At 73.0% G+C, this 11778-nt stretch carries 12 protein-coding genes; 6 read left to right on the top strand and 6 right to left on the bottom strand.

Annotated elements, in window-relative coordinates; all coding sequences use genetic code 11:
• Positions 1–507 precede the first annotated feature (507 nt).
• Positions 508–744: a DUF397 domain-containing protein gene (locus AOK09_RS14205; RefSeq protein ID WP_055587545.1), complete on the top strand. Its 237-nt coding sequence runs from the start codon at positions 508–510 to the stop codon at positions 742–744.
• Between the two features lie 133 nt (positions 745–877).
• On the opposite strand, the gene AOK09_RS14210 is transcribed toward AOK09_RS14205, so the two are convergent.
• Positions 878–1393, bottom strand: a complete 516-nt coding sequence (locus AOK09_RS14210; RefSeq protein ID WP_055587546.1) for an ATP-binding protein — start codon at positions 1391–1393, stop codon at positions 878–880.
• Positions 1394–1796: 403 nt separating this feature from the next.
• On the opposite strand from AOK09_RS14210, the gene AOK09_RS14215 reads away from it, so the two are divergent.
• A complete protein-coding gene (locus tag AOK09_RS14215) occupies positions 1797–2663 on the top strand; it encodes a helix-turn-helix domain-containing protein (protein ID WP_055587547.1) in 867 nt (288 codons plus the stop codon).
• Here AOK09_RS14215 and AOK09_RS14220 read toward each other — a convergent pair.
• The gene (locus AOK09_RS14220) at positions 2647–3291 is read right to left on the bottom strand and encodes a TetR/AcrR family transcriptional regulator (RefSeq protein ID WP_055587548.1); all 645 of its coding nucleotides are present in this window, start codon (positions 3289–3291) and stop codon (positions 2647–2649) included. The genes AOK09_RS14215 and AOK09_RS14220 overlap by 17 nt on opposite strands.
• Positions 3292–3619: 328 nt before the next feature.
• Entirely contained in the window at positions 3620–5125 is a 1506-nt protein-coding gene (locus AOK09_RS14225; RefSeq protein WP_055587549.1) for an MFS transporter, read from the bottom strand.
• An 87-nt stretch (positions 5126–5212) separates the two neighbouring features.
• Between AOK09_RS14225 and AOK09_RS14230 the strand changes: the two genes are divergently transcribed.
• Positions 5213–5629, top strand: a complete 417-nt coding sequence (locus AOK09_RS14230) for a MarR family winged helix-turn-helix transcriptional regulator (RefSeq protein ID WP_063795951.1) — start codon at positions 5213–5215, stop codon at positions 5627–5629.
• 51 nt (positions 5630–5680) lie between these two features.
• Here the strand turns inward: AOK09_RS14230 and AOK09_RS14235 are convergent, their stop codons facing one another.
• The 3 genes from AOK09_RS14235 to AOK09_RS14245 form a co-directional block, all read right to left on the bottom strand.
• Positions 5681–6592, bottom strand: coding sequence for a DMT family transporter (locus AOK09_RS14235; protein WP_055587550.1), 912 nt, complete (start codon positions 6590–6592; stop codon positions 5681–5683).
• A 153-nt stretch (positions 6593–6745) separates the two neighbouring features.
• The gene (locus AOK09_RS14240) at positions 6746–7705 is read right to left on the bottom strand and encodes a M56 family metallopeptidase (protein WP_055587551.1); all 960 of its coding nucleotides are present in this window, start codon (positions 7703–7705) and stop codon (positions 6746–6748) included.
• 135 nt (positions 7706–7840) lie between these two features.
• Positions 7841–8476, bottom strand: coding sequence for a DUF5134 domain-containing protein (locus AOK09_RS14245; RefSeq protein WP_055587552.1), 636 nt, complete (start codon positions 8474–8476; stop codon positions 7841–7843).
• A 192-nt stretch (positions 8477–8668) separates the two neighbouring features.
• On the opposite strand from AOK09_RS14245, the gene AOK09_RS14250 reads away from it, so the two are divergent.
• The 3 genes from AOK09_RS14250 to efeB all read left to right on the top strand — a co-directional run bounded on the left by AOK09_RS14250 (position 8669) and on the right by efeB (position 11761).
• Positions 8669–9214 carry a GNAT family N-acetyltransferase gene (locus AOK09_RS14250; protein ID WP_245687286.1) on the top strand — a complete coding sequence of 182 codons (546 nt, stop codon included), beginning with the start codon at positions 8669–8671 and terminating at the stop codon, positions 9212–9214.
• A gap of 106 nt (positions 9215–9320) precedes the next feature.
• On the top strand, positions 9321–10454 hold the full coding sequence (gene efeO, locus AOK09_RS14255; protein WP_055587553.1) for an iron uptake system protein EfeO: 1134 nt from the start codon (positions 9321–9323) through the stop codon (positions 10452–10454).
• Positions 10455–10474: 20 nt separating this feature from the next.
• A complete protein-coding gene (gene efeB, locus AOK09_RS14260; RefSeq protein WP_055587554.1) occupies positions 10475–11761 on the top strand; it encodes an iron uptake transporter deferrochelatase/peroxidase subunit in 1287 nt (428 codons plus the stop codon).
• The last annotated feature ends 17 nt before the right edge of the window (positions 11762–11778 follow it).

Below are 11778 nucleotides of genomic sequence, written 5' to 3' on the forward strand. Positions count from 1 at the left end.
GCCGGCCCGGGTGGGCGGGGCAGGGGAGCGGGTGGCGAGCACCAGGGCGGCGGCGCCGTACGCGGTGCCCAGCGCGCCCGCGGTGAGCAACGCCACCGGCAGGGTCCTGCGTCTTAGGTGTCGGGGCTGCACGCACCCTCCGAGTGATGAGTCTCACACTTCGGTACCGGTGACGGTCCGTGTGCCGCACTGGCGGTCGCTGAATTCCTGTCAGCGGGACAGTGGGTTCCGAACGTACACGGAGTGTAGCCGTCGCGACGTACGTTCCGAACGGCTATGTCCGCTTACGCTCTGTCAATTCGCTTTTCCGGAGGGGGCTCCGTCACTTCATGTACACCAATGTGCACAAGCAATTGCCTGTGCGGATGCACGTGCACTCGGGCTATCATCACGTCCAGTGAGGCGGAGACCAGGACTTTCGCAGGGTGGACGGAGCCTGCCGGCCGCACGACCGAGACGCCGAGCAGTACGGCGGCACGCGAAGTACTCGCATTCCGGGAGTTTTCTATGCGCCACACATACAACGGCATGGCGGCGGCGGAGATCCGTGGCGTCGTCTGGCAGAAGAGTCGCCACAGCAACTCGCAGGGCAACTGTGTGGAGTTGGCGAGACTGCCCGGCGGCGATGTCGCCATGCGCAACTCCCGGTTCCCCGACGGGCCGGCACTGATCTACACCCGAGCGGAGATAGAGGCGCTGCTGCTCGGCGCCAAGGACGGGGAGTTCGACCACCTCGTCCAGTGAGGGCGGTTCCGCCTCGTCCAGTAAGGGCGGTTCCGCCTCGTCCAGTGGGGCGGTTCCGCCCGCCGGGCGCGGGCGGAACACCTGAGGGGCCGCCACCGGATGCTCCGGTGGCGGCCCCTGACGTGTCGTGTGCTCAGGCCCTGCGGTGCCGGCCGCCGCCGCTGTCGGCGGGTGCGGCGGCGCCGTGGGAGTCGAAGAGGGCCCAGACCACCTTGCCCGCGCCCGCCAGCGGGTGCCATCCCCAGGAGTGGGTGAAGGAGTCGACCAGGTGCAGTCCGCGGCCGGACTCGGCTATGTAGTCGGCGTCCCGGGTCACCGGACCGGTGCTGCTGGGGTCGCTCACCGCACAGACCACCTGCGGGGAGCGGTGCACCAGGCTGATCCGGATCGGCAGACCGGAGCCGTCCGACGGGCCCTGACGGGGGATGCGGCTGTCGCCGTCACCCGCTCTGAGGTGCAGTGCGTGCCGCAGGGCGTTGGTCACCAGCTCGGAGGCCACCAGCGCGACGTCGTCGAACAGGTCGGCGAGTCCCCATCTCTGCAGCGAGCTCCGGGTGAAGTCACGCGCAGCCTTCACCGCCTCGTAGCGCGGGATGAGTGTGCAGGTGACCACGTCCGGGTCGGCGGTGAGTGCCGGACCGGCGCCCATGAACAGCTCCTCCCATAAAGGGGTGGACACAGCGGGACCCGCCGGGGTCATGCGGGACACCTCCGCCTCGGTCGGCCGGGGCGTCCGCGCGCGGCCGCCCCCCACCGGAATCGCGGGGGCGCGTTCCGGCCGGTGAGCGGTGTCTCGCGTGGGGATGACGCGGTCCCCGCAGGGTTGCCAGTGGGTGTGCATGTGCACGTGCACCATGGTCCTCTTTGCTAACGGCAGATGCAAGGGCCGATTCACGTGCAGGTGTACGACTGGCATATGCGTGTGCCGGATGCACGTGCATCCGCCTCTGCATGCGCAAGAATCTGAGACATCCGCATGCCGGTACCGGCACCGCTCGCAGCCAGGTAGTGGCAGACTGTGCGCTGTTTTCGTCGGGTGGAGGTTTGACCGCATGACCACAGTTCAGCCGGGGGGCGGCTCGATGGTGCGCCGGATCCTCCTCGGCTCCCAGCTGCGCAGGCTCCGTGAGGCCAAGGGCATCACGCGTGAGGACGCGGGCTACACCATCCGTGCCTCCGAGTCGAAGATCAGCCGCATGGAGTTGGGCCGCGTCAGCTTCAAGGAGCGGGACGTGGCCGATCTGCTCAGCCTCTACGGGGTGGCGGACGAGTCCGAGCGCGAGGCGCTGCTCGGCCTGGTCCGGGAGGCCAACAAGTCCGGTTGGTGGCACAGCTTCAGTGACGTCCTCCCCGGCTGGTTCCAGACCTATGTCGGACTGGAGGAGGCCGCCGCCCTCATCCGCACCTACGAGCTGCAGTTCGTCCCCGGTTTGCTGCAGAGCGAGGAGTACGCGCGGGCCGTCTTCGGACTGGCCCGGCCGGCCATCGGCGACGAGGAGATCGAGCGCCGCGTCGGACTGCGGATGCGGCGTCAGAAGCTGCTGGCCGCAGGGGACTCGCCCCGGCTCTGGGCGGTCATCGACGAGGCCGCGCTGCGCCGCCCCGTCGGCGGCCCCGAGGTGATGCGCGGTCAGGTGCAGTATCTGATCGACATCGCCGAGCAGCCCAACGTGGTGATCCAGGTGATGCCGTTCCGGTTCGGCTGCCACGCCGCGGAGAGCGGTGCCTTCACCATCCTGCGCTTCCCCGAGCAGGACCTCGCCGACGTGGTCTACCTGGAGCAGCTCACCAGCGCCCTCTACCTCGACAAGCGCGACGACGTGGACGCCTACGTCCAGGTCATGGAGCGGCTCTGCGTCGACAGCCTCACCCCGGAGCGCACCATCGACCTGCTGCGGTCGATCATCGCCGAGGGCTGACCCGGATCCGCGGCCCGCCCGGCGGCCGCGGACCGGGCGGGGTGCCCAGCTCCCAGGCCAGCCCGTAGCGGGCGAACAGGTCCGCCCGGATCGGAACCAGCGGCGTCTCCGCGCCGGGCAGCAGCACACCCATGCACCCGCCCATCAGTGAGCTGCGCAGCACCGCGTGGTCGGCCTCGGGAGCCTCGGAGCCGTGCGCCCGCAGCACCCCCTGCAGCAGTACGCCCAGCCGCTGCTGCTCGGGGTCCTGGACGAACTCCCCGGTGTCCGGGTCCAGGATCAGCGCGAGATGGCAGCGCATCAGCCGCGGGTGCTCCAGTGCGAAGCCGAGGATCGCGTCGATCGCGCAGGCCAGCCGTTCGTCGGTGGAGGCGTCGGCGGGCAGCCGGTCCAGCGCCGCGGCCAGGTGCAGATGCATCTCGCGGTGCACGGCGGACTGCAGCAGCAGGTGCTTGCCCGAGAAGTAGTACGACACCAGCCCGCGGGCGAGGCCCGCGTGCGCCGCGATGTCGGCCAGCGTGGTGCCTGCGTACCCCTGGCGGTCGACGAGTTCGGCGGTGGCCTGCATGATGCGCTCGCGCGAACGCCTGCGCATCTCCTCATTGACCGACGACCGTCGAGGTGACATGGTGCTCCCACGTTGGTTGGCTCCCAGTCAATATACTGGGGCGCCTGCGCAGGCCGGGGTGCGAGGACCGCAGCCGGTGGTTTCGCCGCGCCCGGGAACGTCCGGTCCCCACGGGGGGAGGGGATCGGACGCGGGCATCCCGCTGCACCTCAGCGGCATGCCGCACCGGCCGGGCGCCGGGGTCGGCGCCCGGCCGGTGCGGTCGGGGAGCGGGAGACCCGCGGATCCGGTATGCCCCGGTGGCGGGCCGGTCGTGGGTCCCCCCGAGCCTCTGGACCTCTGCGGGGAGGGTGTCTGACGGGCCGTGCGGCTGCGCGGCCCGGAGGGGTCAGCGCCGGGCGGGGGAGACCGCCGGCTCAACTACGTCGTCCGCGGCGGACGGCTGCGCAGGCAGCGGGACGGCGGCGGTGGCGGCCGCCCGGGTGGCGGAGACCAGCTGACGGCGTTCCAGCACGGCCCCGAGCAGCGTCGCCAGCAGGCCGACCATGGCCACCCCGGTCACCAGCGCGATCGCCGGGCGGTACCCGTCCAGCTGGGCCTGCGGGGAGGTGCCGCCCGCGCTTCCGGCGGTCACCACCGCGGTGACCACGGCGAGCACCACCGCACCGCCGACCTGGAAGGCCGTGTTGACCAGGCCGGAGGCCAGGCCCTGCTCCTCGTCGGCGACCCCGTTGGTGGCGGCGATGTTGAGCGAGGGGATGCACAGGGCGCAGGCGATGCCGATCAGCAGCATGCTGGGCAGCACCAGACCGGTGTACGAGCTGTGCTCCCCGATCCGCAGGAAGAGCGCATAGCCGGCGACCAGGGAGAGGAAGCCCGCCACCATCAGCCGGGTGGTGCCGAAGCGGTCGACGATGGCGCCCATCCGGGTGGAGGCCACCGCGACCAGCACTCCGGCGGGCAGGAAGCCGAGCGCCATCTCCAGCGCGGACCAGCCCAGCAGGGTCTGCAGATAGAGCGTGGCGACGAACTGGAAGCCGGTGTAGGTGCCGAAGAAGGCGAGCGCGGCCAGGTTCGCCCGGGTGACGCCGCCGTTGCGGAAGATGCCCAGCCGGACCAGGGGGTGCGCGGTGCGCCGCTCCACGGCGACGAAGGCGGTGAAGAGAGCGGCGACGGCCACCAGGGAGAGCACGGTCCGGGCGCTGGCCCAGCCCGCTCCCTGGGCCTCGGTGACGGTGTAGACGAGGAGCAGCAGTCCGCCGGTGGCGGTCACCGCGCCGGCCAGGTCGTAGCCGCCGCCGGTGCGCTCGGGGGCACTCTGGCGGGGGATCAGCCGCAGGCCGGCGACCAGGGCCAGCAGGGCGACCGGTACGGGGGAGAGGAAGGTCCAGCGCCAGCCGACCTCGGTGAGCAGTCCGCTGAGCACCAGGCCGAGGGAGAAGCCGCTGGCTCCGCAGGTGGTGTAGATCGACAGTGCCCGGTTGCGGGCCGGGCCCTCGGCGAAGGTGGTGGTGATGATCGACAGGCCGGCCGGGGCGGTGAAGGCCGCGCTGACGCCCTTGAGGAAGCGCGAGGCGATCAGCAGTCCGCCGCTGTCGACCAGTCCGCCGATCAGGGAGGCGGCGGCGAAGACGGCGAGGGCGACCAGGAAGACCCGGCGGCGGCCGAGCAGGTCGGCGGCGCGGCCGCCGAGCATCAGCAGTCCGCCGTAGCCGAGGACGTAGCCGCTGACCACCCACTGGAGGGTGGCGGTGGAGAGGCCGAGTTCGGTGCGGATGGAGGGGAGCGCCACGCCCACCATCGAGACGTCGAGGGCGTCGAGGAACAAGGCGGCGCAGAGGACGACGAGGGTGCCCCACAGACGGGGGCTCCAGCGCTCTTCGGTCGAGGTCATGGACAGCAGACTACATGCATGTGCATCCAATGCGTGTGAATTTAATGTTGCTGCATTAAGTTCATCTGCAGCTGCTATGCTGGCAACGTGCCTGACCTGGATGCCCCCGCCGAAAGGGCCCTCGTTGCGGAGTGGCGCGATCTGCTCGCCCGCCACGCCGCCACCGCCTGTGCCCTGGACCGCGAACTGAACGACCGTCATGGGCTCGGCATGAGCGAGTTCGAGGTGCTGGAGCGGCTGGCCGAGCACATCGGCGACGGCTGCGCGCAGCTGCGCGTCCAGGAGCTGGCCGGTGCCGTGCATCTGAGCCAGAGCGCACTCTCCCGACTGATCGGGCGGCTGGAGAAGGACGGCCTGGTCGAGCGGGCCATGTGCGACGCGGACCGGCGGGGCATCTTCGTCTCGCTCACCGAGGCCGGCCGCAGCCGCTACCACCAGGCCCGGCCCACCCAGCGCGAGGTGCTCGCGCGGACGCTGGGCCCGCTGCCCGCCGGGACCGGCTGACCGCGGCGCCCCGGCCACCCGGTCGCGCCCCGTGGCATGGGCGCCGGGCGGCTACCCGCGCCCGCCGGCGCGCTCCAGCGGCTCCGGCGCCCCGCTGTCGCCGGTGTCCTCCGCGCCGCCGTCCGGCAGCGCCGGATGGCGACCGATCACCACCACCCCCAGCACGATGCAGAGCAGCCCCACGGCCTCCCAGGTCAGAGCGCCGGAGGTGACCCGCAGCCGGTCGCCCAGAAAGCCCACCCCGCAGGCGATCCCGGCCAGCGGCTGAGCGGCGGTCAGCGCCGGCAGCGACATCCTCAGCGGCGCCGCCTCGAAGGCGCTCTGCACCAGGATCAGCCCCAGCACCCCGATCGCCGCCACCGTGTACGGCTCCCAGCCGCGCAGCGCGCCGCCCAGCCCGAGCGCGTCGATCCGCTGGGCGGTGGTCCGGGTGAGCGCGTCCTGCAGCCCGTACAGCAGACCGGCGGCCAGGGCCAGCGGTGTCGCCCTGACCGCCGGCGGCAGACCGCGGGAGGTGGAGACCAGCAGCAGGGCCAGCCCCGCCACCACCCCGAGCACCAGCCAGTGCCGCAGCGCGCCGGCCTCCGCTCCGCCGCCGCGCGGGCGTCCCGCCAGGATGAAGGCGGCCACCCCGAGCGCCAGCATCAGCACCCCGCCCCAGCCGGAGCGGCCCAGGCACTGCCGGGTGAGCAGCCGGGCCAGGCCCATGGCGAACAGCAGATTGGTCGCCAGCAGCGGCTCCACCAGGGAGACCTCGCCGCGGTCCAGCGCCAGGGCGCTCAGCGCCTGACCACCGATCATGAACGCGATGCCGAGCAGCCACTCGGCGTCCCTCACCAGCCCCAGCAGCAGCCGCCAGGACAGGAAGTCCGCGCGTGACGCCCGCTGCGCGGCATGCTGCTGGAGGACGAAACCCAGGCCGATACAGCAGGCGGCGCCGACACCGAGGACAAAGACGAGCACGGACGAATCACCCGGACATCCACCCCGGTCGCAGCCGCGCACCACGGACGCACGGGCCGCCCGGCCGGGGTGCGGCTGGAGCGGACACTTGCCCGAAGCGTAACCCGAGCTGACCGCCCGCCAGGGCACGTCGTCCGCGAAAACCCCGCCGGGTCAGAGCAGTGCGTGCAGTCCCGGGGCGAGGACCAGCAGCACCGGTACGCCCAGCGCGGTCAGACCGGCCGCGGTCAGCCGCAGCCGGTGCCGCACCGGCAGCCGCGGCTCGCCCGCCAGCAGCCGGTCCACCCGCCGCGGCACCTCGGCCAGCTGTCCGCGGCAGTCCCCGAAGACCCCGCGCCCCTGGTTGAGCTCCACCAGCGCCAGCGCGGTGGCCAGCCGTCCGTGGCGCCGGGAGGCGGCGTCGTCCGCCGCCAGCTCCACCAGCCGGCCCACCTCGTCGCGGAACGCCCCGAACACCGCCACGCCGGGGAAGCCCGCCGCCAGCGCCTCGGCGGACTGCAGCAGCCAGTGGTGACGGGCCCGCACATGGCCGCGTTCGTGGTCCAGCACCGCGGCCAGCTCACGGTCGCTCAGCCGCCGCAGCGCGCCGGTGGTCACCACCAGCCGGGCCGTGGGGCCGGGCAGCGACCAGGCCTCGGGCTGGACGTCCTCCAGCACCACCAGCCGCTCGCGGGTCCTGGCCCGGTCGCCGCCGTACTCATCGGCGGCGGGCGGCAACTCCGGTGCCAGCAGCGCCAGTTCGGCCTGCCGCCGGCTGCGGGAGGCCCGGGCCAGCCGCACCTCCCTGGCGAGTGCGAACGCCGTGTGCAGGGCGCCGTACGCCAGCAGCACGGCCGCCGCGGCCCCCCATGCCTCGGTGCCGGCGAAGCCGTACGCCTGCATCACCTGGTCCGGCGCCCCGGAGAAGAGCAGCTCCCGTACGGCGGGCAGTGCGGCGCAGGCCGCCAGCGTCAGCCCCAGACCGCAGCAGAGCAGCACCGAGACCACCAGGCACTGCCAGAGCCCCAGGGCCAGCACCGGTTCTCGCTCCGCCCACCCGGCCCGTACCAGCAGCCGCGGCACGGCCGTGGCCAGCAGCAGGCAGAGCAGCATCAGGCCGAGCAGGGCTGTCATGGCAGCGGTCTCCCGGGGGACGGTCCGCGCGCTACGGTGCGCACGGCTCCAACCTAGGCCGCGGCGCCGCCCTTGGGCAGGTGTTCCGCACGGGCGTGACCAAGGACACGGCCGGGCCCGGACGTGCGGCATTGGTCAGCCGGCGAGCAGCATCGAGAACATGCCGAGTCCCATCACCAGGCGGCAGGCCCTGGACATGCCCGGCATCCACAGCAGCGCCCGGCCGCCCGGCCCGGCCACCGCGTGCGCGGGGCGCAGCAGCCGGGTGCCGGTCCACAGGGCGTAGCCGCCGAAGTAGAGCAGCAGCAGCCCGCTGACCAGCGGCACCGGGTCCAGGGCCAGGACCGCCGGGGCGGGCGCGTTCGTCATGCCCGTCATGCCCGCCATGGCGCCGTGGCCCGGATGCCCCGCCGGGCCGGCCATCAGCAGCACCATGTAGACCATCGCCCCCGCGTCGACCGCGTGGTGCAGCCGGTGGGCGCGGGAGCCGGGTCCGCCCCGGCGCAGCGCGGCGGCCGTGAACCAGGCCCCGGCCCCGGCGAAGACCGCGGCCCAGGCCACCGGCGGCAGCCCGCCCTGGTGGGCGGGCGGCAGCGCCAGGACCGCCATGCCCAGCCCCATCAGGGCCGCCGCCGCGTCGGACTCCCGGGCGGCGGCGCCCCGGGCTCCGCCGCGGGCGGAGGCCGGGGCGCACAGCCGCGCCAGGCAGTAGAGGCCCGCGGCGCCCGTGAGCGCCGCGAGCAGCCAGCCGAGAACAGGAGCTCCATGCATCGGCGTCCCCTCCGGCCGGTGGCGGGTCCTGTCCACCGTCGCCCGCCGCGGCCCCCGGCCAGCAGGGCGCGCAGGGGGCGCACGGGGGTACCGCGGGGTGGACCGGCCAGGGAGCCCGGCGCCACCGGTAGCCTCGACCGGGGCGGGCCGCCGCTGGGAGCGGCCCGACAGCAGCGCAGAAAGGACCGGACCGTGGCGATCACCGAGCCCGACTCCGACTCCGCCCTCACCTTCCGTGAGGCGGGCCCGGCCGACATCCCCGCCGTGGTGGCGCTGGTGGAGTCCGCGTACCGCGGTGGCAGCACCGGCTGGACCACCGAGTCCCATCTGCTGGGCGGTCAGCGCACCGACCCCGAGGGTGTGGCCGAGGTCATCGGCGCGCCGGACAGCCGGCTGCTGGCCGTGGAGCGGGACGGCGAGCTGCTGGCCTGCTGCCAGCTGGAACGGCGCGGTGACACGGCCTACTTCGGGATGTTCTCGGTCCGCCCCGACCGGCAGGGCGGGGGGATAGGCCGGGCGGTGCTGGGCGAGGCGGAGCGGACCGCCCGCGAGGAGTGGGGCGCGACCGCCATGGAGATGACGGTGATCGTCCAGCGGGAGGACCTGATCGCCTGGTACGAGCGGCGGGGCTACCGGCGTACCGGGGAACGGCTGCCCTTCCCCTACGGCGACGAGCGGTTCGGCGTGCCGCGCCGTGCCGATCTGTGCTTCGAGCGGTTGGTCAAGACGCTGGTGTGACGGCTGGGGGTGGCGCGGATCACGCCCCCCGGGTAGTGCGGTGAGGTAAGCCTCATATAACTTAGGTCTGCCTTGCTTGACCCTCCGCCCGACGCCTGGAGACCGTATGCCCGCCCGTCGCCTCACCGCAGCCTCCCTGCTCTCCCTCGCTGCGCTGTGCACCGCCGTCACCGGCTGCGCCCAGAAGTCGGGTTCCGGCTCCTCCGACGACGCGATCAAGGTCGAGGCGGGCGACACCTCCTGCCAGGTGTCCAGGACGGAGTTCCCGGCGGGCCCGGTCGACCTCGCGATCCACAACACCGGCTCCCGGGTCACCGAGGTCTATGTCTACGCTCCCGGTGACCGCATCGTCACCGAGCGGGAGAACATCGGCCCCGGCACCAAGGCCACCGTCACCGCCCAGATCAAGGCCGGCAGCTACGAGGTCGCCTGCAAGCCCGGGATGAAGGGCGACGGCATCCGCCAGAAGATCACCGTCACCGGCAAGGGCGCCCCGGCCAAGGCCGACCCCGCGCTGGACGGCGCGGTCGCCCGGTACCGCACGTACGTCCAGGAGCAGGCCGACCAGACCATCCCGGTGGTGCAGCGGTTCGCGGACGCCGTCAAGGCCGGCGACATCGAGAAGGCCAAGTCGCTCTTCGCCCCCTCCCGGGTCGGCTGGGAGCGCACCGAGCCGGTCGCGGAGTCCTTCGGCGACATCGACCCGAAGACCGACACCCGCGAGGACGGTCTGGAGCCCGGTCAGAAGTGGACCGGCTGGCACCGCCTGGAGAAGGCGCTCTGGCAGGACAAGAAGATCGGCGCCGAGGAGAAGACCCTCGCCGACCAGCTGGTCACCGACCTCAGGGACTGGCAGCAGCGGGTCGGCAAGGCCGACATCACCGCCACCAGCATGGCCAACGGCGCCAAGGAGCTGCTGGACGAGGTCGCCACCGGCAAGGTCACCGGCGAGGAGGACCGCTACAGCCACACCGACCTGTCGGACTTCAAGGGCAACGTGGACGGCGCCGAGCAGGCCTACACCCTGCTGAAGCCGGTCGCCTCCACGAAGGACGCCCAGCTCACCGCCACCCTGGACCGGGAGTTCGCCGCGCTGCAGACGCTGCTCGCCAAGTACCGCAAGGGTGACGGCTACCTCTCGTACGACAAGGTGACCCAGGCGGAGCGCAAGTCCTTCTCGGACGCCGTCAACGCGCTCGCCGAGCCGCTCTCCAAGCTCGCCGCCGCCGTCACCCGCTGACCCGAGAGGCCGAACCGCTGATGGACACCCCCCAGGCACCCGCCCCCACCGCCACCGCCGACGTCCGCCAGGTCAGCCGGCGGGCCGTGATCGGCTGGGCCGGCGCCGGAGTGGCGCTGGGCGCGGCGGCCGCAGGCACGGTCGCCGCCGTCACCCGGCACGACGGCGGCGGCAGCAGCGGGGTCGACGTGCCCGACTCCGCGGCCGTCCCCTTCTACGGGGACCACCAGGCGGGCATCGCCACCCCGGTGCAGGACCGGCTGCACTTCGCGGCGTTCGATGTGACCACCGACGACCGGGCCGCCCTGGTGGACATGCTCAAGCAGTGGACGAGCGCCGCGGCGGCGATGACCGGCGGCCGGGAGGTCGGCGGCGGAGCCGTCGACGGGGCCGACGACGCACCGCCGGACGACACCGGTGAGGCCCTGGGCCTGCCCGCCTCCAGGCTCACCCTCACCATCGGCTTCGGCCCCACCCTCTTCGAGCAGGACGGCAAGGACCGCTTCGGTGTCCGCGCCAGGCGCCCCGAGGCCCTGATCGACCTGCCGCACTTCCCCGGCGACAACCTCGACCCGGCCCGCAGCGGCGGCGACATCTGCATCCAGGCCTGCGCCGACGACCCCCAGGTCGCGGTGCACGCGATCCGCAACCTGGCCCGCATCGGCATGGGGACCGTCTCGGTCCGCTGGTCCCAGCTGGGCTTCGGCAAGACCTCCTCCACCACCCCGGACGCCCAGACCCCGCGCAACCTCATGGGGTTCAAGGACGGCACCCACAATGTCGCCGGTACCGACACCGGGGCGCTGGCCGACCATGTCTGGGCGGCCCCGGGCGACGGCCAGGACTGGATGACCGGCGGCTCGTACCTGGTCGCCCGGCGCATCCGGATGCACATCGAGACCTGGGACCGCGCCTCGCTCTCCGAGCAGGAGAACGTCTTCGGCCGCACCAAGGGCGAGGGCGCCCCCTTCGGCAAGCAGAAGGAGCGGGACACCCCCGACCTCGACGCGCTGCCCGCCGACTCCCATGTGCGGCTCGCCCACCCGGACAGCAACGCGGGGCTGCGCATCCTGCGCCGCGGCTTCTCCTTCACCGACGGCACGGACGGCCTCGGCCGCCTGGACGCCGGACTGTTCTTCCTCGCGTACCAGCGGGACACCCGCAAGGCGTTCGTCCCGCTGCAGCGGAAGCTGGCGGGCAAGGACGCCCTCAACGAGTACATCCAGCACGTCGGTTCGGCACACTTCGCCTGCCCGCCGGGCGTCCGCAAGCCCGGCGAATGGTGGGGCCAGGCCCTCTTCGGCTGACCCCGTACCACCCACCC

It is taken from the genome of Peterkaempfera griseoplana, assembly GCF_001418575.1.
Taxonomy (GTDB): Bacteria; Actinomycetota; Actinomycetes; order Streptomycetales; family Streptomycetaceae; genus Peterkaempfera; species Peterkaempfera griseoplana.